This is a genomic window from Pseudodonghicola xiamenensis DSM 18339 (assembly GCF_000429365.1).
Lineage (GTDB): Bacteria > Pseudomonadota > Alphaproteobacteria > Rhodobacterales > Rhodobacteraceae > Pseudodonghicola > Pseudodonghicola xiamenensis.
Genome location: NZ_AUBS01000002.1, coordinates 111,898 through 138,562, shown reverse-complemented (window position 1 = coordinate 138,562; position 26,665 = coordinate 111,898). Strand labels below are relative to the sequence as shown.

Below are 26,665 nucleotides of genomic sequence, written 5' to 3'. Positions count from 1 at the left end.
TCGCTTTCTTGGAAAGGCGATGCCGAACCGGGCAGAGCCGCCTGAGAAACGGGCGATTGGGCGAATGGTGGAAATCGGGAAAATCCAAACTTCTTTGGCGGTTGCTTCTGCCTTTCGGGCAGGGAAAAGTTGAATTCAACTATAAGGTGAGCTGCCTTCGTCGCGGAAGGGGAGGGGCCGGGTGAATGTTCAACTGGATGTCACAGGCGGTATCTATGCCGGTTTAGAGGCCGCCAGATGGTTTGGAGAGCTCGGGGAGGGGCCGGGGGCTGGCGGAAACATGAAAGAGGTTCCGATGACATTACCCTCCGAAATCTTGTCCAACCGCGTTTTCGACCAGCTCGAGGTCGATGACAGCGCCAGCCTGACGCGAACGGTCGGGCCGGATGACATCACGCTTTTCGCCACCGTGTCGGGCGATACCAACCCGGCGCATCTCAATCCGGTGTTCGCCGAAAAGGGTATCTTTGGTCATGTGATCGCGCATGGCATGTGGACCGCCGCGTTGGTTTCAGCTGTATTGGGGACCCGGTTGCCTGGGCCGGGGACAATCTATCTGGGCCAGGAAATCCGTTTTTTGCGGCCGGTCTCTCCCGGGGATACCATCACTGCCACGGTGCGGGTGATCGAAAAGCGTGAACGCGACCGTCGGGTGACGTTGGAAACGGTCTGCACCAATCAGAACGGCAAGGATGTTCTGTCTGGGCTTGCCACCGTCAAGGCGCCGGACGAGCCGGTCAGTCTGCCGGCCACCAGCTTGCCCGAGGTGACCATCCGGCGCCCCAGCCGGTACGGGGCTTTCATCGACGAAGCCCGCGCCTTGCCGTTGGTCAGGGCAGCGGTAGTGCACCCCTGTTCCGTTGCCGCGCTGCGCGCCGCGATCGAGGTGCGCGACGCAGGCTTGCTCGACCCGCTTCTGATCGGTCCGGAGGCCAAGATCCGTGCCCTGGCCGAGGAAACCGGCCTGTCGCTCGATGGGATCGAGATCGAACCGGTGCCCCACAGCCATGCCGCCGCCTCCCGCGCGGTCGATCTGGCGGTGTCGGGGCGGGTTTCGATGTTGGTCAAGGGCTCGATCCGCAGTGATGAGTTGCTGGGCGCGGTAACGGCGCATGGATCGGGGCTCAGGACAGGTCGGCGGATCAGCCATGTCTACGCGATGGATGTGCCGGCATATTCCAAGCTGGTGATGGTGACGGATGCCAACGTCAATATCCTGCCGACGCTGGAGCACAAACGGGATATCTGCCAGAACGCCGTCGATCTGATGCATCTGCTGGGGGTCGAGCGGCCCATGGTTGCGGCGCTTGCGGCAGTGGAAACGGTCAACCCGCAGATGCCGGCGACCATCGACGCCGCAGCGCTGACCGCGATGGCGGCACGTGGCCAGATCTCGGGCGCAATCGTCGATGGGCCCTTGGCTTTCGACAATGCCATCAATGCCGAGGCCGCAGCGACCAAGCGGATCACCTCGTCCGTGGCGGGGCAGGCGGACATCCTTCTGGTGCCGAACCTCGAGGCCGGTGACATGTTGGCCAAGCAATTGATCTATTTCGGAAATGCCACGGCGGCGGGGCTGGTTCTGGGGGCGCGGGTGCCGATCGTCTTGACCAGCCGCGCCGATCCGATGAGCGCACGGATCGCGTCAGCCGCTTTGGCGAAGCTGGCCGCCGCCCGGAGGGGCGCTGCGGTAGATCGTGTCGCGTGACGAGGTGACATCATTCACTCCCTTCGAGAGGAGATTGAGAAGTGCAAAAACATGTCGATCTTGCTGGTAAACGCGGCCTGGTGGTCGGGGTGGCAAATGTGCACAGCATCGCGGCGGGCTGTGCCCGGGCCTTTTGCGGCGCGGGGGCTGAGGTGGCAATCACCTATCGCAGTGATACCTCGAAACCCTTTATCCAGCCGGTGGTTGACGAGCTGTCGGTGCCGCTGTTCCTGCCCTGCGAGGTACGCGAGCCGGGTCAGCTGGAAACCGTGTTCGAAGCGATAGACAAGACCTGGGGGCGGCTGGATTTCCTGCTTCATTCCATCGCATTCGCCCCGCGCGAGGATTTGCATACAAGTGTTGTGAACTCTTCGGCCGAAGGCTTTGCTCTTGCGATGGATATCTCGTGCCATTCCTTCCTGCGTATGGCCAAGCTTTCCCGGCCCTTGATGGCGGAAGGCGGTTCTTTGATGACGGTCAGCTATTTCGGCGCCGATCGGGTGGTCGAGGATTACAACCTGATGGGGCCGGTAAAGGCGGCGCTGGAGGCCAGCGTGCGCTATGCCGCGGCCGATCTGGCGAAGGACAATATCCGTGTCTTTGCGCTCTCGGCGGGGCCGATCAAGACCCGCGCGGCATCGGGCATCGCCCATTTTGACGAATTGATCGACCGGGTGCGGGAACGCACGCCGTCGCATCAGCTCGTTTCCATCGAAGAGGTGGGGCGCATTGCGGCCTTCCTCGCCAGCGAAGCGGCCAGTCCGATGAGCGGATCGGTCATCTACGCCGACAACAGTTTTCACCTCATGGCCTGATCAGCAGGCCATGATCATTGTAAGGAGAGGACAATGACCAAAGTTGCAATCGTCACTGGCGGGACCCGGGGCATCGGTCGTGCGACCAGTATCGCGTTGAAGGAGGCAGGCTACAGCGTCGCTGCGAATTATGCCGGCAACGACGAAGCGGCGAAGGCCTTTACCGAGGAAACCGGGATTCAGGCCTTCAAGTGGTCGGTCGCGGATTACGAGGCTTGTGCCAAGGGCGTGGCCGAGGTCGAGGCGGCGCTGGGCCCGGTCTCGGTGCTGGTCAATAACGCCGGCATCACCCGCGACGCCTTCTTTCACAAGATGACGCCGCAGCAATGGCGCGAGGTGATCGACACCAACCTGACCGGCGCCTTCAACATGACGCATAACGTCTGGGCCGGCATGCGTGAACGCAAGTTCGGCCGGGTGGTCTGCATCTCGTCGATCAACGGGCAGAAGGGGCAGGCGGGGCAGGCGAACTATTCCGCCGCCAAGGCCGGCGATATCGGCTTCGTCAAGGCACTGGCGCAGGAAGGCGCGCGCGCCGGGATCACCATCAACGCGATCTGCCCGGGCTATATCGCCACCGATATGGTCATGGCGGTGGAACAGAAGATCCGCGATGCCATCACCGCCCAGATCCCGGTGGGCCACCTAGGCGAGCCCGAGGATATCGCGCGCTGCGTGGTCTTCCTGGCCTCGGACGACGCGGGCTTCATCACCGGCTCGACCCTGACGGCGAACGGCGGCCAGTATCTGACGTAAGTTCGGACATGAAAAACGCGCCCCCGATGGTCGGGGGCGCGGCGATCTCAGCATGCGAGGATCGACTGAGTGCGGCGGTCCGAAGGGGAGAGTGAACCGCCGGTATGTCGGTGTGTCAGGCGATCTCGCCCAGGCAGAGGTATTTGATCTCGAGGTAATCCTCGATCCCGTATTTCGATCCCTCGCGGCCCAGCCCCGATTGCTTGATGCCGCCGAACGGCGCCACCTCGGTCGAGATCAGGCCGGTGTTGATGCCGACCATGCCGCTTTCCAGTTTCTCGGCGACACGCCAGACCCGGGCCATGTCGCGGCTGTAGAAATAGCTGGCCAGACCGAAGTCGCTGTCATTCGCCATGGCGATCACCTCTGCCTCGTCCTCGAACTTGAAGAGCGGGGCGAGCGGGCCGAAGGTTTCTTCTTTCGCCACCTGCATGCCCGGCTTGGCGCCGATCAGGACGGTGGGCCGAAAATAGGTGCCGCCCAGGTTCGACCGCTGGCCGCCCTCGATCACTTCAGCACCCTTTTCGACCGCATCGGCAATATGGCGTTCGACCTTGGCAAGCGCCGCCTCAGAGATCAGCGGGCCGGTGGTCACCCCCTCGTCAAAGCCGTTGCCCAGCTTCAGCGTGCCGACCTTGGCCTTCAGCTTTTCGGCGAAGGCGTCATAGACACCGGCCTGCACATAGATCCGGTTGGCGCAGACGCAGGTCTGGCCGTTGTTGCGGTACTTGGCGATCATGGCGCCCTCGACTGCGGCATCCAGATCGGCATCGTCAAAGACGATGAAGGGGGCATTTCCGCCCAGCTCCAGCGACATCTTCTTGATGGTGGGGGCGCATTGCTGCATCAAGATTTGTCCCACCCGGGTCGATCCGGTGAAGGTGATCTTCGACACCTTCGGGTTGGTGCACAGCTCTTGCCCCACGCCGGCCGCATCGCTGCCGGGGATCACGTTGAAGATGCCGGCGGGCACACCTGCGCGCTCGGCCAGCACCGCCATCGCCAGTGCCGACAGCGGCGTCAGCTCGGCAGGGCGGGCGACGAAGGAACAGCCGGCGGCCAGCGCCGGGGCGACCTTGCGGGCGATCATCGCATTGGGGAAGTTCCACGGTGTGATCGAACCCACGACCCCCACGGGCTGTTTCAGCACCACGATGCGCTTGTCGCGCTGGTGGCCAGGGATCACGTCGCCATAGATGCGCTTGGCCTCTTCGGCGAACCATTCGATGAAGGAGGCGCCATAGAGGATCTCGCCCCGCGATTCCGCCCAGGGCTTGCCCATTTCGGCGCAGAGGATGCTGGCCAGATCATCGGCGTTCTCTATCATCAGGTCGAACCATTTGCGCAGGACCGTGGCGCGTTCCTTGCCGGTCCACTCCTCCCAGGCGGGTTGTGCGGCATGGGCCGCGTCGATCGCTGCGGCGGCCTCGGCGGCGCCAAGATCGGCGACATGGGCGATGCAGGCGCCGGTGGCTGGATCGTGGACCGCGAAGGTTTTCTCCGTCGCGATCCATTCACCGTTCACATAGGCGCGGGTTTCCAGCAGGCTCGGGTCCTTCAACGGGCGGGCGGTTGGGAAGGTCGCGGTCATGCATCTGCCTCCTTGGCGGCTTCGATGGCGGTTTCGAGGATGTCGAGTGCCTCGGCAAAGACCTCGTCCTGGATGGTCAGCGGTGCCAGGAAGCGGATGACGTTGCCATAGACGCCGCAGGTCAGCAGGATCAGCCCGCGTTTCTCGGCCTCGATCCGCACCGCATTGGTGAACTCGGGGCTGGGTTTGCTGCCGTCGGCGGTGTTGAACTCGGCCGCCACCATAAGCCCAGGGCCGCGCACGTCGATGATCTGCGGCGTGGTCTCGCGGATCGCTTCCAGTCGTTGACGCAGACGGGCGCCCAGTTCATTGGCGCGGCCGCAGAGGTCTTCCTCCTCGATCACGTCGAGCACGGCATTGCCGGCGGCGACGCCCAGCGGGTTGCCGCCATAGGTGCCCCCCAGACCGCCCGGAATGGCTGCGTCCATCAGCTCGGCCCGGCCGGTGACGGCGGAAATCGGCAGACCGCCCCCCAGTCCCTTGGCCATGGTGGTGATATCGGCGGCGACGTCATAGCCTTCCATCGCGAAGAGATGGCCGGTGCGGGCAAATCCGGTCTGCACCTCGTCGGCGATCATCACGATGCCATGGGTGTCGCAGAGCTTGCGCAGGGCGCGCATCAGCTCGGCGGGCGCGGGATAGAAGCCGCCTTCGCCCTGCACCGGCTCGATGATGATACCGGCGACGCGGGCGGGGTCGAGATCGGCCTTGAACAGCCGTTCGATGGTTTCCATCGTCGCGGCGACGGTGCCGCCGTGCAGTTCGACCGGGAAGGGGATGTGATAGACATCGGGCATCATCGCGCCAAAGCCGATCTTGTAGGGCGCGACCTTGCCGGTCAGGCTCATCCCCATGAAGGTACGGCCATGGAAGCCTCCGCCAAAGGCGATGATGGCGCTGCGCCCGGTGGCGGCGCGGGCGACCTTGATGGCGTTCTCGACCGCCTCGGCGCCGGTGGTGACGAAGACCGTCTTCTTGGCGAAATCGCCCGGAACCAGATCGTTCAGCCGTTCGGCTAGACGCACATAGGGCTCATAGGGCAGGATCTGGTGGCAGGTGTGGGTGAAGCTGCCCAGTTGCTTTTCGACCGCGGCCATCACCTTGGGGTGACGGTGGCCGGTGTTCACCACGGCGATACCGGCGGCGAAGTCGATATAGCGGTTGCCTTCGATGTCCCAGACTTCCGCATTCTGGGCGCGTTCGGCATAAATCTGGGTCTGCACGCCCACGCCGCGGGCAACTGCGGCCGCGCGGCGGGCGGCGAGGTCTGCGTTCGACATCCTGATGTCCTCTCGAATGAACGGGGTCTTGGCCCCGGCCCGGGGCGCCCCCGGACAGGCAGCAACCCTAGTGTTTCCAGATGGCAAAAAAAGTCTGTTTTTTGGTGGGCGCATCTGATTGATATTAATGGGGTAAGGTGAGTAGTGTTGTGGAATAATGAACATGAGCAACGACGCCGGGCAGAGTCTCGATCTGGACATCGGTCGCCGGCTGCGGTTGTTGCGCGAACGCGCGGGCCTGTCGCAGCGGGCACTGGCGAAGAAGGTGGAGGTGACCAATTCCACCATCTCGTTGATCGAATCGGGTAAGGTGAACCCGTCGGTCGGCGCGCTGAAGCGGATCCTCGACGGCATCCCCGTGGGGCTGTCGGAGTTCTTCGCCTTTGAACCGGAGGCGGAACAGACGGTGTTCTTCGCCGCCGAAGATCTGGTGGAGATCGGCAAGGGCAAGCTGTCGTTCAAACAGGTGGGCGCCACGCTTTACGGCAAGGCGATGATGATCCTGCTGGAAACTTATGACATCGGTGCCGACACCGGGCGCAAGCTTTATGGGCATGAGGCCGAGGAGGGCGGCGTGGTGATCTCGGGCCGGGTCGAGGTGACGGTGGGCGATCAGCGCAAGATCCTCGGCCCTGGGGACGCATATTACTTCGACAGCCGCAAGCCGCATCGGTTCAAGCAGGTGGGGCCGGAGAAATGCGTTGTGGTCAGCGCCTGCACGCCACCGACGTTCTGAGCGTCAGGCGCGTGTCGCGCCGGGCGGCGCGGGCCTCCGGCGGGGATATTTAGAGCCAGAAAAAGGGGCGCGGTCTTTCAGAGCCGTTGTTGAGGGGCGCTGCGAGCAATGATGCGGGCCTTGTGCTGTTCGCGCAGGAAGACAAAGAGGCCCGATCCGGCGATCAGGGCAATGCCCATCCAGACCTCGCGCGCCGGGAACTCGGCCCAGAACAGCCAGCCCCAGAGTACCGAAAGCGGCAGGCCGACATATTCGAAGGGTGCGACTGTGGCCGCGTCGGTCAGCCGGTAGGCCTGGCTGAGGCAATAGCCGGAGACCGCGGCCAGGGCGCCGAGGCCGAGGAGCAGGGGCAGATCGTCACGGGCGGGCCAGACCCAGGCGCGCAGCAGGAACTGCACCGAGGGTGTATCACTGCCGTCGGCGAAGCGCCCGTCTCCGGCCAGCAGGAAGAAGCTGAGGGAAACCAGGATGAACGTGGCCTGGATATAGACCGCCATGGCCGAGGCCTTGGTGGTGGCGCCGAGCTTGCGGGTCAGGATCTGCATCAGCGCATAGGCGAAGGCGGAAAGCACCGGCAGCACCATGACCAGCCGGCTGGCGGTCAGTGTCGTGCTGTCGGCCCAGGGGCGTTGCATGATCACCACGCCGGCAAAGCCGGCCATTACCGCCGCGATCCGCATGGCGCCGACCTTTTCACCCAGCAGCGGGATCGACAGGGCGGTGATGAACAGGGGCGCGACGAAGAACAGCGCGGTGGCATCCGCCAGCGGCAGCACAGCGAGGGCCACGAAATAGGTCATGTTGGCGATCACCACCAGCAGCCCGCGGGCCATATGCAGCAGCGGCTGCCGGGTCTTGAGGATGCCGAGGCCGCCCTCGGCCCGAACCATGAAGAGGATGAAGGCCAAGGCGATGGCGGATCGGGCCAGAACCACCTGATGCAGCGGGTAGCCGCCGGACAGTTGCTTGATCAACAGGTCGTTGATCGAGATACCCACCACGCCGATCAGAATGAACAGAAGACCAGCGGATGTATGGCGTTGGGCGATGGTTGACATGGGCGACCTCGGAAACCTTTGCCATCGGCGTAGCATGCTGGGGCGTTTCCGCAAGGCAGGCCGAGCGCTTTGCAGGTCTGGTGTTTTGTTCTGCTCATCTGCGACATCTTGGCCCAGGCGGGGCGATGCGATAAAACGGAGCAGCCAGCAGGGAGGGCTCGGTCATGCAACTGAACGACAGTCGTGAAATCCAGGCCGATCCGGCCACCGTCTATGCCGCTATCCTGGACCCGGAGGTGTTGAAGGCCTGTGTGCCCGGCGCCTCGGAAGTGGAGGGCAACCCGGAGGAGGGCTATACCGCCACGGTGACCCAGAAGGTCGGGCCGGTGAAGGCCACCTTCAAGGGCGAGGTCACCATGTCCGACATGGTGGAGAGCAAGGGGCTTACCATCACCGGCGAGGGCAAGGGCGGTGCCGCTGGGTTTGCCAAGGGGGGGGCCACGGTCACCCTGGAGCCGACCGAGACCGGCGGCACGCTTTTGCATTACGAGGTCGAGGCCAAGGTCGGCGGCAAGCTGGCGCAGCTTGGCAGCCGGCTGATCGACGGGTTCGCCAAGAAGATGGCGGATCAGTTCTTCAGCAATCTGCAGGAGCAGATCGAAGGCCCGGAAGAGAGCGCCGAGGTGGCCGATGAGGCGGTGACCGATGAGGCGGCGGAGGGTGAGAAGAAAGGCTGGTTGAAACGGATCACCGGGCGCGATTGATCGTTCTTGCCAGTCTTTGCCGGTCCTAGTCTTTGCTGATCGTCGTGGCATCCGGGGCGCGGCGCGGCGGCGAAAACCTCACGCCCGCGTGTTTCTGTGACCCCTGCACCTTGTTTGTCGGCAGCCGGCATTCTACATCGGCTCCATGAAGCTGCGTCTGCCCTTTATCAAGAACCCGCCCCTCGTTTCGGTGGTGCGCCTGACCGGCACGATCGGTCTGGGTGGACGTAATTCCCTCAATGACGAAACGCTGGCGCCGCTCCTGGAAAAGGCCTTTCGTCGTGGCAAGCCTGCGGCGGTCGCGATCGAGCTGAATTCCCCCGGCGGATCGCCGGTGCAGAGTTCTCTGATCGGCGCGCGTATCAGGCGGCTGGCGGAAGAGACCAAGGTGCCGGTTTTCGTCTTTGTCGAGGATGTCGCGGCTTCGGGTGGATATTGGATCGCCTCTGCCGCCGATGAGATCTGGGCCGATGCCTCGTCCATCCTGGGCTCGATCGGCGTGATCTCGTCCGGTTTCGGGGCGCATATCTTCCTGGCCCGCCAGGGGGTGGAACGGCGTGTCTATACCGCCGGAAAGTCGAAATCCATGCTCGATCCCTTCCGCCCGGAGAATCCCGAGGATGTCGCGCGGCTGAAGGAGCTTCTTGAAGAGTTGCACGAGAATTTCATTGCCCATGTGACGGCGCGGCGCGGCGACAAGCTGGACGCGGCGACCGATCTTTTCACCGGGGAAGTCTGGCTCGCGCGGCGGGCCACTGAATTGGGGCTGATCGAGGGGATCGGCCATCTGAAACCGAAAATGCAGGAGCGCTTCGGCTCCAAGGTGCAGTTTCGCCGATATGGGATGCGCCGACCGATCTGGTCGCGCTTCGGAATGGAATTCGCGCAGGATGTCCTTGCCGGGATCGAGGAGCGCGCGGCCTATGCGCGTTTTGGCCTCTGACGTGATTTTAAAGATCGTCTTGCTGTTTCTCGTGGCGATGGCCGTGCTGGCCATGTTCGGAAAGTTCCGCTTTCCCGGCGCGAAACGGCTGGATGCGGCGCGCTGTCCGCGCTGCGGGCGGTTCCGGATCGGCAAAGGGCGCTGCGACTGCGGACATAGGGGACAAGGATGATCGCTTGGTTGCTTGCAGGGCTGGGGCTGGTGATCCTGCTCCTGGCGGGGGATGTGCTGGTCCGCGGGGCGGTGAACCTGAGCCTCAGGCTGGGGGTGCCGGCGCTGATCGTCAGCTTGACCATCGTGGCCTTCGGCACATCGGCGCCAGAGCTGCTGATCTCGATCAAGGCGGTGCTCGATCATGCGCCCGGGATTGCATTGGGCAATGTGGTGGGGTCGAACACGGCAAATATCCTGCTTGTCCTGGGGCTGCCGGCCATCATGGCAACGATGCACACAAGCCAGTGCAGCAGTCACAAGACCTATATATATATGCTGCTGTCGACACTGCTGTTCATTTCGCTCGCCTATCGCGGAGAGTTCGATCTGACCGCAGGCATAATCCTGCTGGCGGCGCTGGGGCTGATGCTTTGGGATCAGATGCGCGAGGCGATGCGGCACCGCCGGGAATGTCGGGAGGCCGCCGACACGGAGCTTCTTGAAGGTCTGGAAGAGGCCGATCCAAACATGCCCTGGTGGCGGATCGGTCTTTATCTGCTTCTCGGTCTGATCGGCCTGCCGCTGGGGGCCAGCCTGCTGGTCGACAACGCGTCGATCATCGCACATACCTATGGGGTCAGCGATACGGTGATCGGCCTGACGCTGGTGGCGGTGGGAACCTCGTTGCCGGAGTTGGCGACGACGGTGATGGCGGCGTTGCGCAAACAGGCGGATGTGGCTCTGGGCAATGTCATCGGGTCGAACATGTTCAACCTGCTGGCGATCATCGGTGTGGCGACGCTGTTCGGCCCGATCCCGGTGGATCCGCAATTCCTGGATTTCGACCTTTGGGTGATGTTGGCCGCATCGCTGCTGCTGATCCCCTTCGTGTTTTTGCGCCGCGATATCACCCGGCTTTGGGGCATAGCGCTTTGTGCTCTCTACGGGCTTTATGTGGTGGCGGTGCTGGTCTAAGGCGCACGGCGGCACGGGCGGAGAGGAAAAGGGGGGCACATGCGTGCTTTGGTGACCGGAGCAGGGGCGCGTCTGGGACGTGCGATGGCGCTTTATCTGGCCGGACGCGGTTTTGATGTCGCGGTGCATTATTCCACCTCGCGCGAGGGCGCGGAAGAGACGGCCGCAGCGATTCGTGCCCTGGGCCGGCGGGCCGACACCCTGCAGGCCGACCTGCTGGATGAGGATCAGACCCAGGCGCTGTTTCCCCGCGCCGTCGCGGCGCTCGGCGGTCCGGTCACCTGCCTGATCAATAATGCGTCGATCTTCGAATACGACACGGTGCAGACCGCCAGTCGGACAAGCTGGGATCGCCATATGGACAGTAACCTGCGCGCGCCGTTCGTGTTGACGCAGGCGATGGCGGCGCAGGGGCTTGAGGCCCGGACCGACGCGGCCGGGGAACCCCAGGCCGTGGGGCTGATCGTCAACATGATCGACCAGCGGGTGCTCAAGCTGACACCTGAATTCATGACCTATACCATCGCCAAGATGGGGCTTTGGGCGATGACGCGGACCACCGCGCAGGCGCTCGCTCCGGCGATCCGGGTCAATGCGATCGGTCCGGGGCCGACGTTGCAAGGCCACAGGCAGAGCGACAATCATTTTGCCGCGCAGCGCGCCAATACGGTGCTGGGGCGCGGGGCGAATCCGACAGATATCACCGCGGCCCTCGGCTATTTCCTCGATGCGCCGGCGGTAACCGGGCAATTGCTTTGCGTCGATGGCGGCCAGCATCTGGGATGGCGGACGCCGGACATCCTTGGGCCGGAGTGACGCGCTTCCTTTGAAGTTGTGCACTGGAAACGGATGCGTCACATGCACGTTACAAAAAGGTCTTTGATTTCATTGACTTGGCTTTGGTCGCAAAAAGTTTCTTTTAATTTCAATTGGTTGTGTTTGTGTTTAATTTTTGGGCAATTCGTGGAAATCCCCATGTTTCAAGGGAATTTCTGAGATCCCCAGAAGTTATAGTCAGGCTTATCCACAGGTTTGGTGGATTTGTTCAGTCTTGTAATAGTCGCCCTGAGATTGCAGCCAACCGGGGAGAATCATAGGGTCGCGGCATGAGCGCAAAGATCGGCAGCGAAACAGAATCAGAACAGCCTGCGAACAAGGCATCGGCCGGGCCGACCGGGCACGCGTGCATTCAGGAGTATCTGAAAACCCTGGACAGTTCGCCCGGGGTCTATCGCATGCTCGATGCGCAGAACCGGGTGCTCTATGTCGGCAAGGCGCGCAACCTGAAGGCGCGGGTTTCGAATTACGCCCGCCCGTCGGGTCATACCGTGCGGATTGCCCGGATGATCCGGGAAACCGTCTCGATGATGTTCCTGACAACGCGGACGGAGACCGAGGCGTTGCTGCTGGAACAGAACCTGATCAAGCAGCTCAAGCCGAAGTACAACGTGCTGCTGCGCGATGACAAAAGCTTTCCCAATATTCTGGTGGCGAAGGACCACGACTTTCCCCAGATCAAGAAGCATCGTGGTGCCCGCAAGGAAAAGGGCAGCTATTTCGGCCCCTTCGCCAGTGCCGGCGCGGTGAACCGGGTGCTGAACCAGTTGCAGAAGGCGTTTCTGCTGCGCAACTGTTCGGACGCGATGTTCTCCAGTCGCACCCGGCCCTGCCTGCTGTATCAGATCAAGCGCTGCTCTGCCCCCTGCACTGGCCAGATCTCCGTGGAGGAATACGCCGAAGCGGTGCGCGATGCCGAACGCTTCCTGTCGGGGCGGTCGACCAAGGTGCAGGAGGAGCTGGCCGAGCAGATGCAGGCGGCCTCTGACGCGATGGAATTCGAACGCGCCGCCGGCCTGCGTGACCGGATCCGGGCGCTGACCTCGGTGCAGACAGCACAGGGGATCAACCCGCGCGGTGTGGCCGAGGCCGATGTGATCGCGCTGCATATGGACAGTGGTCAGGCCTGTGTTCAGGTCTTCTTCATCCGGGCGCATCAGAACTGGGGCAACAAGGATTTCTATCCCCGCGTCGGCGCCGATGTGTCGCCGGCCGAGGTGATGGAGGCCTTCCTTGGCCAGTTCTATGACAATAAGGAGCCGCCCCGGCAGTTGATCCTGTCGGATGGGATCGAGAACGCCGACCTGATGGTGGAGGCGCTGAGCGAAAAGGCGGGGCACAAGGTTGAAATCCTGGTGCCTCAGCGCGGCGAAAAGCTGGAGCTGGTCTCCGGCGCGCTGCGCAATGCGCGTGAATCCCTGGCGCGACGGATGTCGGAAAGTGCGACGCAGACTAAGCTGTTGCAGGGGCTGGCCGAGGCTTTCGGCCTCGACGGTGCGCCGCAGCGGATCGAGGTCTATGACAACTCCCACATCCAGGGCACCAATGCGGTGGGCGCGATGATCGTCGCCGGGCCCGAGGGGTTCATGAAGAACCAGTATCGCAAGTTCAACATCCGCGGTGACGATCTGACCCCGGGTGACGATTTCGGCATGATGAAAGAGGTCCTGACCCGCCGTTTCACCCGGCTGCTGAAAGAGGATCCGGATCGTGACAAGGGGCTTTGGCCCGATCTGCTGCTGATCGACGGCGGGGCTGGTCAGGTCAGCGCGGTCTATGAGATCATGGAAGAATACGGGGTCGAGGATATTCCTATGGTGGGCGTCGCCAAGGGGATCGACCGCGACGCCGGCAAGGAGGAATTCCACCGCCCTGGTGAGAGCGCCTTTGCGCTGCGCCACAACGATCCAGTGCTCTATTTCGTCCAGCGCCTGCGGGACGAGGCGCACCGCTTCGCCATCGGCACCCACCGTGCCAAGCGCGCAAAGTCGATGAGTGCCAATCCGCTTGATGATATCGCCGGGGTAGGGGCCACCCGCAAGCGCGCGCTTCTGGCGCATTTCGGCAGCGCCAAGGCGGTCAGCCGTGCCAATCTGGCCGATCTCAAGGCGGTGGAAGGCATCTCGGACGCGCTGGCAGAGATGATCTATGGCTATTTCCACGAAAAGGGATAGGGGCCTGGATCGGCGCGGTTTTTCGCGCTGCCGGTGCTGCATGGCTGGGCCCGGCATCTGGGGCGGAAGAAGCCCTCTGTCGCCGTCGCAGAGATGTCGCCCCGGGCCTGCGGCGTGGACGCCGGGGCAGCTATAGGCGCCTTGGCAACCGTGAATGTCCCGCCTGCGTTACGGCGTGCGGATGCGTCGCGACAAATTCGCCATTGCCCGGCTTTCAAGTTTCGAAGACCGGGTATAGGGTCCGCCTCATGCGATGGAATGTGCCAAATATCTTGACGCTTCTGCGGCTTCTGGCGGCGCCAGGTCTGGCCGTGATGTTTCTTTATTTCAGCCGGCCCTATGCCGACTGGTTTGCGCTGCTGCTTTTTGTCGGCGCTGCGATCACCGACTGGTTCGATGGCTATCTGGCCCGGTTGTGGAAGCAGGAAACCAAGATCGGTGCCATGCTCGACCCGATCGCCGACAAGGCGATGGTGGTGATCGCGCTGATGATCCTGGTGGGCTATGCGACGAAATACTGGACGCCCTGGCTGGTCCTGCCGGCCACAGTAATTCTGTTTCGCGAGGTCTTTGTGACCGGGCTGCGCGAATATCTGGGGGATACCGCTGGCACGTTGAAGGTTACCAAACTGGCCAAGTGGAAGACAACGGCGCAGATGATCGCCATCGCCACACTGTTTTCGCAAGGGATCTTCGAACATTATCTGGCTCTGTCGGCCTTCGGGATCGACGCCGGGATGTCGGAAAAGGAACTGGCCGTCGCCCTGGCAGGCAGCGAGGATCTGCGCTGGACCTTCTATGGCATGGTTTGGTCAGGCCGGATCGGGCTTTGGCTGCTGTGGATCGCTGCGGCTTTGACGCTGATCACCGGCGCCGATTATCTGCGCAAGGCATTGCCCTTTCTGCGGGAGACGCGATGATGCAGGTGCTTTATTTCGCATGGGTGCGCGAGCGTATCGGTGTGCCGCGGGAGGCAGTCGAAACCGAGGCTGCCACCGTGGCCGATCTGGTTGCCGATCTCATTGCACGAGAGGATCGCTATGCGGCGGCCTTTGCCGATCTTTCGGCCCTGCGCGTGGCGTTGGATCAGGAGCTGGCAGAGTTCGATGCACCGCTGGCGGGGGTCCGAGAAGTGGCCTTCTTCCCGCCGATGACGGGGGGCTGAGCCATGCGGATCGCGGTCCAGGCCGAGAGCTTCGATCTGGGGGCAGAGGCGAATGCCTTTGCCGCCGGCGTCGCCGGGGCGGGGGCGGTGGTCACCTTCACCGGCGTGGTTCGCGATCTGCCCGAGGGCGGATTGCAGGCGATGGAGATCGAACATTACCCGGGCATGACCCAAAAGGCGATTACCGCCATTGCCGAGGAGGCGACCCAGCGCTGGGGGCTTTGTGATCTTCTGGTCATCCACCGCTACGGGCGGTTGGCGCCGGGTGAGGCGATCATGATGGTCGCCACCGCCGCGGCGCATCGCGCAGCGGCCTTCGAGGCGGCGGAATTCCTGATGGATTACCTGAAATCCCGTGCGCCATTCTGGAAAAAGGAAATCACCACCGCCGGCGGTGATTGGGTCGCTGCGAAAGACGCAGATGAGGCAGCGCTCGATCGCTGGTGACATCGGCGGCGGTGCCCGGAAAATTTCAAATTTTCCGGTCGCTCGGGGACATCGTATTGCTGTCCTGCAAGGCGCGCGGCGAGGCCGTTGCAGGCCTCTGGCCGGGCGTCAGCTCTGGCTTTGTTGCGCGCGCAGTTCCTCGGCCTCTCGCCGGGCATCGCGCAGCCCGTCCATCGCGGCGCGCAGCTCGGCTTCGGCCTGATTGAGCTGGTTGGTCAGCTCTGCCTCGCGTTGCTGCAGATAGGTGATCGCCTGATCGCGGGTTTCCTCCGCCTCGTGCAGCTCCTGGCTCATCCGGTCGAGATCGGCGACATCGCTCTGCCGCACGCGGGTAAAGCGGTGCACCAGCCAGTTGGCGAACCAGCCCACGGCGAAGGCGATGAACAGGATGATGGCCGTGGTGATGATGAATTCGGTTCTGTTCATTGGCTGTCCTCCCCGCCGGCGGCGGTCGCATCGTCGGTGGCGGTTGTCCCGTCATCCGATCCGTTTGGCATATCCTCGGGCATATCTTCTGGCGGATTCTGATGTGAAAGATCTTCCATCGCCTCGCCGCTGCCTTCCGGAATGTCTTCGGGATCCGTTTCCGGCTCTGCTTCCTCGCCGGCGGCGACGGGGAGCCTTCCGGCCATGCTGTCGAGCGTGGTGGTCTCGTTCTCGGTCGATTTCGGGCGGATCAGCTTGAAGTCGATCCGGCGGTTGGCTTCCCGCCCCTCTTCGGTGGCGTTGCTGGCGATTGGGTTGGCCTCGCCATAGCCGACGGCGGAGAAGCTCGAGGTCAGCACCCGGCGGGCGCGCAATTCGTTCAGCACCGATTGCGCCCGGGCCTGGCTGAGCTGCTGGTTCATTTCTTCGCGGCCCTGGCTGTCGGTATGGCCCTGGATCTCCAGCCGAACCCCTTCGCAATCGGAGAGGATTTCGGAAATCTTGTCGAGGATCGGACGTGAAGCTGCGGCAATGGTGGCCGAGCCGGGCTCGAAAGTGATCTTGCCGCCCTTCTGCGCTTCGCTCAGCCGCGCTTCGCATTGTTCGGGGTCAGGCGGGGCGTCGGCCGGCGGGGGCGGCACCCGATAGGTGATATCGAGGGTGAAATTCGCCGCCTCGCCCAGCTTGTCGGACAGCAGACGAGAGATATTGGCCTTGGCATCCTCGTCATAGCTGATGCCACGCAGCGCCAAGGTGTCGGGGGTGACGGTGACCGCCCCGTTGACAAGCTGCGATAGCGCATCCAGCCCGGCCAGGACCCGCACCGGCCAGTCACCCGGCAGGCCTTCGACCAGACGCGCGGCGGTATGGACGTTATTCGATCCGAACCGCGCCTTGGCATAGCTGTCGGCCATCTGCCGCAGGGTTTCATCGCTGAGCCGGCCGCGCAGTTGCACCTGTCCCTCGGGGCTGAGGGTGGCGACAAATTCCGGCGGGCCGTCCACTGCGTCTGCTGCTGCCGGCGGCAGTACCGAATGCAGGGCAAAAACCTCTGGCAGGGCGGTTTCAAGCTCTCCGATCACGTGGTCGAAATGGCCCGCGTCAGTGCCCTTGGCCGCGATCAGCGTGATATCGGCATCGGCAAAGGTGACAGATCCGCCGCCCAGATCGGAAAGCGCTGCGATGCTGAGCTCGGCGGCGCGCGCCCAGTTGGGGGAGGGCACGCCCAAGCCGATCGTGCAGCTTGCCTCGGCCGTCAGCCCGGCGGCACGGGCGGTGGCCAGGATGCGATCGCGGGCCTCTTCGTCCTCGGCCGAGCAGGCATCGAAATGCCCTCCGGTCTCGTCGATGACATAGCGCAGGCTGAAAGGGGTGATCACCGGGCGCGGTGCGGCGATATCCAGTGCCAGCCGCAGACCCGGAGGGGCCGCGCGGGTCAATTGGGCCTCAAGTGATTTCTTCGCATCGCGGCTGTCGGCGATGGCGGTGATCTCGACCTGGCCGGCGCTGACCGAGACCTTGGCGCGGGGCAGGTTCTTCAGCGCGTTCATGGCGTAGAGCATGGCCGGTTCCCAGCCGTCGGGGGCGGGGTAGTCGGCGCTTTCCAGCAGATCGGTAATTTTTTTCCCGGGGGCAAGGGCTTCGAGATCGTCGACCATGTCATTCCGGTCGGTCGAGGCCGGGATCAGGCCGATCACCGAAATGCCGCTGCCGTTGCGCAGCAGTTCGATCGAGAACCGCGGCGGTGCCAAGTCGGCCGTCGGGGTGATCTGCATGTGGTCGATGACGCGGGCGGCGTCGATGCGACGCCCGATGGCCGAGATCGCGGCAAAGCGCGCAGCCTCGTCCGGGGCGGTGCCGGTCAGGATCACCCTCAGCCCGTTGGCCTGTACCTCGGCCCAGGGAAAGCCTGATTGATCTAGGGTGCGCCTTACCTCGATTTCGGTGGTGTCCTCAATGGCCGATACTGCGAAACCCGCCGCGACGAGGCAAAGGATGGCGGCGACCCCGAAGGTCGCCCCGGCGGGCAGCAGGGTGGATAGGCGCATAAGGGCTCGGATGTTGGTCTGGTCTGATCGCAGTGAGTCTTACAGGCCTGGAACCGGCTTCGCAATCATACCAGCAAGGCAGCCGTGAAGAAGATGAGCGGAATCAAGCCGGTGTCGCGGTTGGCCCGGAACAGTCTGAGCAATGTGGGGTTGTCCTGCGGATCGAAGCGCCGCAGTTGCCACAGCATGTGCCAGCCCATGAACCACGGTCCGGCCAGCGCCATCACCAGCGACAGCGGCGAGGAGGTGGGGCGCACCGATCCGATCACCGCAACGGCCATCAGCAGAACCGTGATGATCAGGAACCTCCGCAACCAGCGCGGGGTATTGTCGCCAAACAGCCGCGCGGTCGATTTGATGCCGATCAGCGCGTCGTCCTCGGTATCCTGATGTGCATAGATGGTGTCGTAGAACAGTGTCCAGGAGATGCCGGCGACATAAAGGACCAGGGGTTGCCAGCCGAGGCTGCCGGTATGGGCGGTCCAGGCCAGCAGCGCGCCCCAGTTGAACGCGAGGCCAAGGAAGACCTGAGGCCACCAGGTGAAGCGCTTGGCAAAGGGATAGATCGCCACCGGCAAGAGCGAAAGCACGCCAAGCGCAATGGCCGCGGTGTTGAAGGTCAGCAGGATCGCGGCGGCGATCATCGCTTGCGCTGCCATGTAGACCACCGCCTGTTTCAGTGTGACCTGTCCCGAGGGCAGCGGCCGCGACCGGGTGCGTTCGACCGAGCCGTCGAAATCGCGGTCGGTGATATCGTTCCAGGTGCAGCCGGCGCCGCGCATCAGCCAAGCGCCCAGGGCGCAGGCGACGAAGATCCACAAATCCTCCCACCGGGGGGCGCGATCCGACAGCATCGCAAGCGTCAGCCCCCACCAGCAGGGCAACAGCAAAAGCCAGGTGCCGATCGGACGGTCGGCGCGGGACAAGCGCAGATAGGGGCGGGTGGCGGCCGGTGCCAGCCGGTCGACCCAGTTGCCACGTACCGCATCGGCCACCTGGCCGTGCACGTTCGCGTCTGGCGTTGGTGTCGCGCGTTGCATATGTAGAGTCCTATGAAAGCGAAGGTCAGGCTCTATGTAGATCACCCGCTGGGGGCGGGGCAATCGGTTCCGCTGTCGCGGGATCAGGCACATTACCTTTTCGGGGTGATGCGGCTGGCGGTCGGCGACCCCGTGGCGTTGTTCAATGGGCGGGATGGCGAATGGCTGACCACCGTTGCCGAGGCCGGCAAGCGCGGCGGGGTGCTCGACTGTGTGGAACAGTCGCGGCCCTTGATGCCGCCGCCCGATCTGTGGCTGCTGTTCGCCCCGATCAAGAAGGCTCGCACCGATTTCATCGTCGAGAAGGCGGTCGAGATGGGCGCGGCGCGGATCGTGCCGGTGCAGACTGATTTCACCAATTCCGAACGCATCCGCCAGGATCGGTTGCAGGCCCATGCGGTCGAGGCGGCGGAACAATGCGGTGGCACCTTCGTGCCCGAGGTCACCGATCTGCACCGGCTCGACCGGCTGTTGGCCGATTGGCCGGCGGGGCGGCAGCTGATGTTCTGTGATGAGGCCGAGGCGGGCGCGGCACTGACCCTTGAGGGCGCAGGGCCCGGTCCCTGGGCGATCCTGATCGGCCCCGAAGGCGGGTTTTCCGAGGCCGAGCGCAAGCGCCTTCTGGCCCAGCCCTTCGCCCGTGCCGTCAGCCTCGGGCCGCGCATCCTGCGCGCCGATACCGCTGCCGTCGCGGCGCTGACGCTCTGGCAGGTGGCGCTGGGAGACTGGAAATGATCCGCCGGGCCGAGGTATCGGACGCGGCGCGGATCGAGGCCTTTCTGGCGGGGTATCCCGAAACCTCGATGTTCCTGCGCGGCAATCTCGAGACGCATGGCATCGGGCAATCCGATCACGAACATGCCTGCGACTATTTCCTCTGGCCAGCCGAAGGGCCGCTCAGGGCGGTCTTCGGCTGCTCGAACAACGGCTTTCTGATGCTGCAATGCCCGGGGCGGGAGGCCGAGGCCTTCTCCGCGGCCGCCGGCGCGCTGGCCGGGCGCCAGGTGCAGGGGCTGACCGGCGATGCGGCGCAGGCACGGCTCTGGCTGAAGGCGCTTGGTCTTTCGGGGCGCCTTAAGGTCGATCATGTAGAACCGCTTTATGACCTGGAGTTGGCCGCGATGCCGCGCGCCGATCTGGTCTGGCGCCAGCCTGAGGCCGGTGACGCGGCGCTGCTGGCCGCCTGGTTTCTGGGCTATGAGGCCGAAACCGGAACCGGTGCCGCCGGCATGCCGCAGGCGGCTGAGGTGGCGCGTGATCGTGCGCGCCGGATCATCGAGGCCGGCATCTCTCAGCTCTTGCTGGAAGCGGGCCGGCCGGTCGGCATGGCGGCGGTGAATGCCCGGGTCAAGGATATCGTGCAGGTCGGTGGCGTCTATGTCCCGCCCGAGGCGCGCAATCGCGGGGTCGGCCGTCGTGCGGTGCAGGCGCTGCTGATGCAGGTCGCGGCCGATGGCGCCAGCCGGGCGGTGTTGTTTTCGAACAACGACGCTGCTTCCCGCGCTTATGAGGCGATCGGCTTCCGGCGGGTCGGCGATTATCGGGTGGCGCTGACCGATGGGGTCGTGGCCCTGGGTGGAGTGCCGGCATGAGCTTCATCCGCCCCGAGGTGAAAGCGGGTCTTCACCGCTGGCGCGAGGCGCTGATCGGGGTGGGTGTGGTGCTCTTGGGGCTTTACTGGGCGCTGGGGGTCGGCGGGTTTTTGGGCTGGATCGGCTGGCTGCTGCTCCCGGCCGGTGCCGGCATCGCGGTGATCGGCCTGCAACGCGCCCGTTTCAGGGCCGAAGGCCGCGGCCCCGGGGTGGTGATGATCACCGAGGGCGAGATCACCTATATGGGGCCGCTTTCCGGCGGCTCTGTCTCGGTCCAGGATCTTGAACGGTTGGTGCTGGATCCGGTCTCTTCCCCGACGCTTTGGGTGCTGGAACAGCCCGGGCTACCGGTGCTTCACATTCCCGTCAATGCCGAAGGCGCGGGCGATCTTTTCGATGTCTTCAACGCCCTGCCCGGGCTGAAAACCGAACGCATGTTGGCCGAGCTGAACGGCAAGTCGCGCCATCCGGTGGTGATCTGGGAGCGCCATCCGTCGCGGCCCGCCTATCAACGGCTGCATTGACAGTCCCGCCGTTTCACCGCACCACTGCCCCCGAATGATGCAAGCAAGAGCGGAGCGCGCGTATGTCCATCCCCCAATCCGGCGGCGGCCTGATCGAGCGACACGAGGATCTGGCCGAATACCTGGCCTCGGGCTGCAAGCCGAAAGAGGACTGGCGCATCGGCACCGAGCACGAGAAATTCGGCTTTATCAAGGACAGCCATCTGCCGCTGCCCTATGAGGGCGAAAAGTCGATCCTGACCGTGCTTGAGGGACTGCGCGACCGTTTCGGCTGGGCCGAGGTGCGCGAGGCCGGTCATCTGATCGGCCTGACCAAGGACGGCGCCAACGTGTCGTTGGAACCCGGCGGGGCGCTGGAGCTGTCGGGTGCGCCGGTCGAGACCATCCACCAGACCTGCGACGAGGTGAACGAACACCTGCGTGAGGTGAAGTCGATTTCGGACGAGATCGGTGTCGGTTTCATCGGCCTTGGTGCCGCACCGATCTGGACCCATGATCAGATGCCCTTGATGCCCAAGGGACGGTACAAGCTGATGGATGCCTATATGGGCACGGTCGGCACGACCGGGACCTCGATGATGCGGCGCACCTGCACGGTTCAGGTGAACCTCGACTTCGGGTCCGAGGCCGACATGGTCCAGAAGATGCGCGTCGCCATTGCGCTGCAACCGGTGGCCACCGCGCTGTTTGCCAATTCGCCGTTTTTCGAAGGCAAACCCAATGGGATGAAATCCTATCGCTCCTGGGTCTGGCGGAACATGGATTCGGCGCGCACCGGCATGATCCCCTTTGTCTTCGACGAGGATTTCGGGTTTGAACGCTGGGTCGACTATGCGCTCGATGTGCCGATGTATTTCGTCTATCGCGATGGTCAGTATATCAATGCGCTCGGCCAGTCCTTCCGCGACTTCCTGAAGGGCGAGCTGCCGGCGTTGCCGGGCGAAAAGCCGACGCTCAGCGACTGGGCGGATCACCTGACTACCGCCTTCCCCGAGGCGCGGCTGAAGAAGTTCATCGAAATGCGCGGCGCCGATGGCGGCCCATGGCGGCGGCTCTGCGCGTTGCCAGCGCTCTGGGTCGGGCTGATGTACGATCAGGGCGCGCTGGATGCGGCCTGGGACCTGGTCAAGGGCTGGGATGCTGAAACCCGCGAAGCCTGGCGCGTGGCTGCCGGCGACAACGGCCTGCAGGGCGAGGTCGGCGGCAAGTCGATGCGCGATCTGGCGGCGCAGGTGCTTGAGATCGCCCGCGAGGGGCTCAAGGCGCGGGCCCGCCCGGCGCTTTGCGGCATCGAGCAGGACGAACGCTATTTCCTCCATGCGCTGGAGGAGAGCGTCGAGGCCGGCATGACCCCGGCCGATGAGCTTTTGGCCCATTACAACGGTGACTGGAACGGCGATCTGGACAAGATCTACGACGCGTTCAGCTACTGAGGATCGGGGAGGGGGAATTGCCGCCCGCTTTCATCTGCGGTTTCTTTTGCGCAGGGATCATTATTTCAGAAGGTCCGGGAATTCCTTTTCCCGGGCCTTTTTCTTGTTCATTTGTCGTCTTGGCGTTTTATGCTGATTGTGGGGGGCCGTTTTCGCGATTTTTAAATGGCGCTCCGTGGTGTTCATATCGTGGAAAGAGGAAATTCCATGCGTACAATGATCGTTAATGTCTTCGAGGTGCTCGTCGCGGTTTTTGTCGTTGTCGGCGTGATCGGCGTGGTTGTCAGCGGCATCGCGATGATGAGTAACCCCTACGGTGGGGGCGGTGCTGCCGGTCTTCTCTATATGGTGGGCGGTCTGGTCTCGATCGTGATGGCCGCGGGCGTGATCTATGTACTGCTCGACATTCGCGACAATACCAAGCGGACGGCGGCCGCTGTCGAGACCTTGGCGCGGAACACGGCGGGCTGAACGCCCGTCCATGTCGCAGATTATTTCTGGCCGATCTTCGGTTCGGTTCCGGCCTTGAGCCGGGCGATATTCGCCCGGTGCCGCCAGAAGATCAGCAGGGTCAGCAGGGCGCCGAGCACCAGTTCCTGGCCGTATCCCAGGCCGACCGCCCAGAAGGTCGAGGTCGCCGCCGCCACCAGCGCGCTGAGCGAGGAGATGCGGCTGAGGGCCGCCACCACCAGCCAGGTCAGGCAGCAGGCGATCCCGACCGGCCAGGCCAGCGCCAGCCAGAGGCCCAGGAAGGTTGCCACGCCCTTGCCGCCCTTGAAACCCAGCCAGACCGGAAAGCAATGGCCGACGAAGGCCAGAAGCCCGGCCAGTTGCACCGCGTCGTCACCGGCGAAGGCGCGCGCCAGCAGCACCGCCGCGGCGCCCTTGCCGCCGTCAAGGATCAGCGTCAGCGCCGCCGCCCCCTTGTGCCCGGTTCTGAGCACGTTGGTGGCGCCGATATTGCCCGATCCGATCTGGCGCAGGTTGCCCAGCCCGAAAAGCCTGGTCATCACCATGCCGAAGGGGATCGCCCCCAAACCGTAGCCGATCACGGCCCAGAGGATCAGGGTCAGCGCGGATGAGGTGATCTCGGGCATCAGTCCCTCCGATAGACGGGCTCGCCCGCCACATAGGTCGCCAGAACGCGGCCCTGCATCCGTCCCCCGTCAAAGGGCGTGTTCTTGGATTTCGATTTGAGCTGGAAGCGGTCGAGCACGAAGGGGGTGTCGGGATTGAACAGCACCAGATCGGCCGGCGCCCCGGTGGACAGGCGGCCGGCCCCCAGACCCAGCCGCTTGGCCGGGTTCAGCGCCATTGCGCGGAACAGTTGCGGCAGGCTCAGATCGCCCGAATGATACAGCCGCAGCGCGGCCGGCAGCAGCGTCTCCAGCCCGACCGCGCCACTGGCGGCCTCTTCGAAGGGCAGGCGCTTGCTTTCCTCGTCCTGCGGTGTGTGCATTGAGCAGATGATGTCGATCAGCCCGCTGCGGACCGCCTCGATCACCGCCTGACGGTCATCCTCGGACCTAAGCGGCGGCTTCAACTTGAAGAAGGTGCGATAATCGGCGACGTCGAATTCATTCAGCGTCAGGTGGTGGATGTCGATGCCGGCGGTGATGTCGAGCCCGTTGGCCTTGGCACGTTCCAGCGCCGGCAGGGCACGGGCGGTGGTGATCTGATCGGCATGATAGCGCGCCCCGGTCATCTCGATCAGCGCGATATCGCGATCGAGCCCCATGCGCTCGGCCATCGGCGATACCCCGGGCAATCCGCGCAGCGAGGCAAATTTGCCACTGGTGGCGGCGGCCCCCTTGCTCAGTCCGGTGTCCTGTGGGTGGCCGATGACCAGCGCGCCCAGGCTGCGGGCATAGGTGAAGGCGCGAGACAGCACCTTGGTATCCTCGACCACATGGTCACAATCGGTGAAGGCGACGGCGCCCGCGTCCATCAGAAAGCCGATCTCGGTCATCTCGCGGCCCTGGCGGCCCTTGGTCAGCGCCGCCATCGGCAACACGTTGACCGGTGCGTCGGCCTGGGCACGGCGGGTTACGAATTCCAGGGTTTCCGGGCTGTCGATCGCCGGGGCGGTGTCGGGACGGGTGATGATGGTGGTCACCCCGCCGGCTGCCGCCGCCTGCCCGGCGCTGCGATAGCTTTCCTTGTGCCGTTCGCCCGGCTCGCAAATCTTTACCCCGAGGTCGACGATGCCGGGGGCCAGGCACATGCCGCCGCAATCGACCAGCGTCTCGCCGGCCTCGGGCGCCGGTGCCTCTGCAGTGCCGGTCGCCGCGATCCGCCCGTCGACCACATGCAGCCAGCCAGGCGCATCGGTGCCGGCCTCGGGGTCGATCAACCGGGCGTTGGTGAAGAGAAGATCGGTCATGCCCTTGCCCTTTCTATGGCGGTCATGGTGGCCTGGGGGTCGGCCTGGTATTTGATCAGGTACTTGTGTCCGTCGCGGGTGATCACCTGCACGAAGCTGCCGATGGTGCGGATGGTCTCGATCCGGGCCAGGGAGATGCGCTGGCCGCCGGGGCCGGTCAGGTCGTGCCCCTCGATCGCCCAGACCGCTGCCAGTTCTTCTGATGCCAGATAAAAGCCTCGCAGCGCGATGGCACCGGCGCCCGCGACCAGTCCGGTCCAGACATAGGGGTTGCCGATCAGCCACAGGATCAGTGTCGCCCCCGCCATCGCCCCGAGCGCCAGCCAGAGGTGGGCGCGGACATAGGCGGTGCGGTCGGCGGGGAAATGCGTCATGCTCATCGGATCACCAGCCACATCATCAGCGCGATCAGCGCCATCACGATGCCGAACAGCGTGGCGCCGATCCGTCGGGCCCTGTCGCGCGCTGCGCGCGGCGATATCCTTGGAGCGGAATAAGGTTCGGCGCTGCGGGCATGGAGCGGTTCGGCGCTCCAGTCCGTGCCGGGGTCGTGGTAGGCGGCGATCAGCGTCACGCCCGGCGCCGGGGCGATCCGGCCGGCGTGGCCACCGAAAGCGCGGCTGCGCACCACCATGACCCAGCCGGTCAGTGCCCTGAGCCGGTCACGGTCGGGGGCGATCTGGTCTTCCGGGATGCCGCAGCCATCCAGCAGGTAGCCGGCAAGCCCCATGTCCTCCAGGTCGGCCAGGCGGATCACGTCGATCTGCTCATGGTCCAGCCCTTCAAGGCCCAGCATCTGCTCAGCCGCGCCCGGTTCGCGCTGAAAGGCGGCCTGTTCGGGCCGCATCTCCAGCGCGAAGACACGGGTCACCCCGTGTTCGCCGGCCGCAATGCTGAGCGGATCGTTCATTCCCGGGGCTCCGCCGCGAGGTTGCGCGCCAGCAGTTCCATCGCGGCCATGCGGACGGCAACGCCCATCTCGACCTGATCCTGGATCACGCTGCGGTTGATGTCATCGGCCAGGGTGCCGTCGATTTCGACCCCGCGATTCATCGGCCCGGGGTGCATCACGATGGCGTCGGGTTTGGCCAGCGCCAGCTTTTCGGCGTCGAGCCCGTAACGGTGGTAATATTCGCGTTCGGAGGGGATGAAGCCGCCGTCCATCCGCTCCTTCTGAAGTCGCAGCATCATCACCACGTCGACGTCCTGCAGGCCTTCGCGCATGTCGTCATAGACCTCGACCCCGAATTCGCCGATGCCCGAGGGCATCAGCGTGGGCGGGCCGATCAGTCGGATGCGGTTTTCCATCTTGCCCAGCAGGATCAGATTCGATCGCGCCACGCGGGAATGCGAGATGTCGCCGCAAATCGCGATGTTCAGGCGATGCAGCCGGCCCTTGGCGCGGCGGATCGTCAGCGCGTCCAGGAGCGCCTGAGTCGGATGTTCGTGCTTGCCGTCGCCAGCATTCAGCACCGCGCAGTTAACCTTCTGCGCCAGAAGATCGACGGCGCCCGAATGCGGGTGGCGCACCACCAGAAGATCGGGATGCATGGCGTTCAGCGTCATGGCGGTGTCGATCAGGGTTTCGCCTTTTTTGATGGAACTGGCCTGCATGGCCATGTTCATCACATCGGCGCCCAACCGCTTGCCGGCCAGCTCAAAGCTGGCTTGGGTGCGGGTGGAGTTTTCGAAGAACATGTTAATCTGGGTGAGACCTGCCAGAACATCGGCATGTTTGGCCGACTGGCGGTTCAGGTCGACATAGGTTTCGGCGAGATCGAGGATCGTTACGATGTCCTGCGGGCTCAGCGGTTCGATTCCCAGAAGGTGACGGTGGGCAAAGGACATGCGCGGACTCCGGCTGTGCTGCTGGCGCT

29 protein-coding genes are annotated in these 26,665 nt (G+C 64.1%); 18 read left to right on the top strand and 11 right to left on the bottom strand.

All coding sequences use genetic code 11. The features are described from left to right. Positions 1-295: 295 nt before the first annotated feature. Genes G455_RS0103550 through phbB form a run of 3 tightly spaced genes read left to right on the top strand, consistent with a single transcriptional unit; the run spans position 296 to position 3,279 of the window. Positions 296-1,708: a bifunctional enoyl-CoA hydratase/phosphate acetyltransferase gene (locus G455_RS0103550; RefSeq protein ID WP_028092422.1), complete on the top strand. Its 1,413-nt coding sequence runs from the start codon at positions 296-298 to the stop codon at positions 1,706-1,708. Between the two features lie 41 nt (positions 1,709-1,749). Continuing rightward, positions 1,750-2,523, top strand: coding sequence for an enoyl-ACP reductase FabI (gene fabI, locus G455_RS0103545; protein ID WP_028092421.1), 774 nt, complete (start codon positions 1,750-1,752; stop codon positions 2,521-2,523). A 33-nt stretch (positions 2,524-2,556) separates the two neighbouring features. Beyond that, entirely contained in the window at positions 2,557-3,279 is a 723-nt protein-coding gene (phbB, locus tag G455_RS0103540) for an acetoacetyl-CoA reductase (protein ID WP_028092420.1), read from the top strand. A gap of 115 nt (positions 3,280-3,394) precedes the next feature. Here phbB and G455_RS0103535 read toward each other — a convergent pair whose 3' ends face one another. Both G455_RS0103535 and G455_RS0103530 read right to left on the bottom strand, forming a co-directional pair. Next, complete coding sequence (locus G455_RS0103535; protein ID WP_028092419.1) at positions 3,395-4,870, bottom strand: NAD-dependent succinate-semialdehyde dehydrogenase; 1,476 nt, start codon at positions 4,868-4,870, stop codon at positions 3,395-3,397. Beyond that, a complete protein-coding gene (locus G455_RS0103530; RefSeq protein ID WP_028092418.1) occupies positions 4,867-6,150 on the bottom strand; it encodes a 4-aminobutyrate--2-oxoglutarate transaminase in 1,284 nt (427 codons plus the stop codon). The genes G455_RS0103535 and G455_RS0103530 overlap by 4 nt, the downstream gene beginning before the upstream one ends. A 157-nt stretch (positions 6,151-6,307) precedes the next feature. Here G455_RS0103530 and G455_RS0103525 point away from each other — a divergent pair, with 157 nt between their 5' ends. Continuing rightward, positions 6,308-6,886, top strand: coding sequence for a cupin domain-containing protein (locus G455_RS0103525; protein WP_154664330.1), 579 nt, complete (start codon positions 6,308-6,310; stop codon positions 6,884-6,886). Positions 6,887-6,963: 77 nt separating this feature from the next. On the opposite strand, the gene G455_RS0103520 is transcribed toward G455_RS0103525, so the two are convergent. After that, the gene (locus tag G455_RS0103520) at positions 6,964-7,944 is read right to left on the bottom strand and encodes a DMT family transporter (RefSeq protein WP_028092416.1); all 981 of its coding nucleotides are present in this window, start codon (positions 7,942-7,944) and stop codon (positions 6,964-6,966) included. A gap of 164 nt (positions 7,945-8,108) precedes the next feature. Between G455_RS0103520 and G455_RS0103515 the strand changes: the two genes are divergently transcribed. The 9 genes from G455_RS0103515 to G455_RS0103475 all read left to right on the top strand — a co-directional run bounded on the left by G455_RS0103515 (position 8,109) and on the right by G455_RS0103475 (position 15,342). Next, entirely contained in the window at positions 8,109-8,648 is a 540-nt protein-coding gene (locus tag G455_RS0103515) for a CoxG family protein (RefSeq protein WP_028092415.1), read from the top strand. Between the two features lie 145 nt (positions 8,649-8,793). Then, entirely contained in the window at positions 8,794-9,591 is a 798-nt protein-coding gene (locus tag G455_RS0103510) for a S49 family peptidase (protein WP_028092414.1), read from the top strand. Continuing rightward, a complete protein-coding gene (locus tag G455_RS0103505) occupies positions 9,572-9,763 on the top strand; it encodes a hypothetical protein (RefSeq protein ID WP_035366060.1) in 192 nt (63 codons plus the stop codon). Before G455_RS0103510 ends, G455_RS0103505 begins: the two co-directional genes overlap by 20 nt. Continuing rightward, positions 9,760-10,719 carry a calcium/sodium antiporter gene (locus tag G455_RS0103500; RefSeq protein ID WP_028092412.1) on the top strand — a complete coding sequence of 320 codons (960 nt, stop codon included), beginning with the start codon at positions 9,760-9,762 and terminating at the stop codon, positions 10,717-10,719. The genes G455_RS0103505 and G455_RS0103500 overlap by 4 nt, the downstream gene beginning before the upstream one ends. Before the next feature lie 39 nt (positions 10,720-10,758). Further along, positions 10,759-11,535, top strand: a complete 777-nt coding sequence (locus G455_RS0103495) for an SDR family oxidoreductase (protein WP_028092411.1) — start codon at positions 10,759-10,761, stop codon at positions 11,533-11,535. Between the two features lie 290 nt (positions 11,536-11,825). Next, a complete protein-coding gene (gene uvrC, locus G455_RS0103490) occupies positions 11,826-13,730 on the top strand; it encodes an excinuclease ABC subunit UvrC (RefSeq protein WP_028092410.1) in 1,905 nt (634 codons plus the stop codon). A gap of 248 nt (positions 13,731-13,978) precedes the next feature. Next, positions 13,979-14,650 (top strand): CDP-diacylglycerol--glycerol-3-phosphate 3-phosphatidyltransferase, encoded by a 672-nt coding sequence (gene pgsA, locus G455_RS0103485; protein WP_028092409.1) that lies wholly within the window; start codon positions 13,979-13,981, stop codon positions 14,648-14,650. Next, the gene (moaD, locus tag G455_RS0103480) at positions 14,650-14,895 is read left to right on the top strand and encodes a molybdopterin converting factor subunit 1 (protein WP_028092408.1); all 246 of its coding nucleotides are present in this window, start codon (positions 14,650-14,652) and stop codon (positions 14,893-14,895) included. The genes pgsA and moaD overlap by 1 nt, the downstream gene beginning before the upstream one ends. 3 nt (positions 14,896-14,898) lie before the next feature. After that, entirely contained in the window at positions 14,899-15,342 is a 444-nt protein-coding gene (locus G455_RS0103475; protein ID WP_028092407.1) for a molybdenum cofactor biosynthesis protein MoaE, read from the top strand. Between the two features lie 108 nt (positions 15,343-15,450). Here G455_RS0103475 and G455_RS0103470 read toward each other — a convergent pair whose 3' ends face one another. From G455_RS0103470 to ubiA, 3 genes are all read right to left on the bottom strand, one after another. Then, the gene (locus tag G455_RS0103470; RefSeq protein ID WP_028092406.1) at positions 15,451-15,768 is read right to left on the bottom strand and encodes a hypothetical protein; all 318 of its coding nucleotides are present in this window, start codon (positions 15,766-15,768) and stop codon (positions 15,451-15,453) included. Then, on the bottom strand, positions 15,765-17,816 hold the full coding sequence (locus tag G455_RS23235) for an OmpA family protein (RefSeq protein ID WP_084436980.1): 2,052 nt from the start codon (positions 17,814-17,816) through the stop codon (positions 15,765-15,767). The genes G455_RS0103470 and G455_RS23235 overlap by 4 nt, the downstream gene beginning before the upstream one ends. 65 nt (positions 17,817-17,881) lie before the next feature. Then, entirely contained in the window at positions 17,882-18,856 is a 975-nt protein-coding gene (ubiA, locus tag G455_RS0103460) for a 4-hydroxybenzoate octaprenyltransferase (RefSeq protein WP_028092405.1), read from the bottom strand. A gap of 12 nt (positions 18,857-18,868) precedes the next feature. Between ubiA and G455_RS0103455 the strand changes: the two genes are divergently transcribed. The 5 genes from G455_RS0103455 to G455_RS0103435 all read left to right on the top strand — a co-directional run bounded on the left by G455_RS0103455 (position 18,869) and on the right by G455_RS0103435 (position 22,876). Beyond that, the gene (locus tag G455_RS0103455; protein WP_028092404.1) at positions 18,869-19,591 is read left to right on the top strand and encodes a 16S rRNA (uracil(1498)-N(3))-methyltransferase; all 723 of its coding nucleotides are present in this window, start codon (positions 18,869-18,871) and stop codon (positions 19,589-19,591) included. Beyond that, on the top strand, positions 19,588-20,448 hold the full coding sequence (locus G455_RS25495) for a GNAT family N-acetyltransferase (RefSeq protein ID WP_028092403.1): 861 nt from the start codon (positions 19,588-19,590) through the stop codon (positions 20,446-20,448). The genes G455_RS0103455 and G455_RS25495 overlap by 4 nt, the downstream gene beginning before the upstream one ends. Further along, entirely contained in the window at positions 20,445-20,972 is a 528-nt protein-coding gene (locus G455_RS0103445; RefSeq protein WP_028092402.1) for a hypothetical protein, read from the top strand. The genes G455_RS25495 and G455_RS0103445 overlap by 4 nt, the downstream gene beginning before the upstream one ends. A 62-nt stretch (positions 20,973-21,034) precedes the next feature. After that, entirely contained in the window at positions 21,035-22,405 is a 1,371-nt protein-coding gene (locus G455_RS0103440; RefSeq protein WP_028092401.1) for a glutamate--cysteine ligase, read from the top strand. A gap of 207 nt (positions 22,406-22,612) precedes the next feature. After that, on the top strand, positions 22,613-22,876 hold the full coding sequence (locus tag G455_RS0103435) for a hypothetical protein (RefSeq protein WP_028092400.1): 264 nt from the start codon (positions 22,613-22,615) through the stop codon (positions 22,874-22,876). Positions 22,877-22,896: 20 nt separating this feature from the next. Here G455_RS0103435 and plsY read toward each other — a convergent pair whose 3' ends face one another. From plsY to G455_RS0103410, 5 genes are read right to left on the bottom strand one after another with little or no spacing between them, the layout of a single operon-like run. Beyond that, the gene (plsY, locus tag G455_RS0103430) at positions 22,897-23,502 is read right to left on the bottom strand and encodes a glycerol-3-phosphate 1-O-acyltransferase PlsY (protein ID WP_028092399.1); all 606 of its coding nucleotides are present in this window, start codon (positions 23,500-23,502) and stop codon (positions 22,897-22,899) included. After that, a complete protein-coding gene (pyrC, locus tag G455_RS0103425) occupies positions 23,502-24,788 on the bottom strand; it encodes a dihydroorotase (protein ID WP_028092398.1) in 1,287 nt (428 codons plus the stop codon). Before pyrC ends, plsY begins: the two co-directional genes overlap by 1 nt. Then, on the bottom strand, positions 24,785-25,168 hold the full coding sequence (locus G455_RS0103420) for a hypothetical protein (protein ID WP_028092397.1): 384 nt from the start codon (positions 25,166-25,168) through the stop codon (positions 24,785-24,787). Before G455_RS0103420 ends, pyrC begins: the two co-directional genes overlap by 4 nt. After that, the gene (locus G455_RS0103415) at positions 25,165-25,698 is read right to left on the bottom strand and encodes a hypothetical protein (protein ID WP_028092396.1); all 534 of its coding nucleotides are present in this window, start codon (positions 25,696-25,698) and stop codon (positions 25,165-25,167) included. Before G455_RS0103415 ends, G455_RS0103420 begins: the two co-directional genes overlap by 4 nt. Continuing rightward, positions 25,695-26,636, bottom strand: coding sequence for an aspartate carbamoyltransferase catalytic subunit (locus G455_RS0103410; RefSeq protein ID WP_028092395.1), 942 nt, complete (start codon positions 26,634-26,636; stop codon positions 25,695-25,697). Before G455_RS0103410 ends, G455_RS0103415 begins: the two co-directional genes overlap by 4 nt. Positions 26,637-26,665 lie beyond the last annotated feature (29 nt).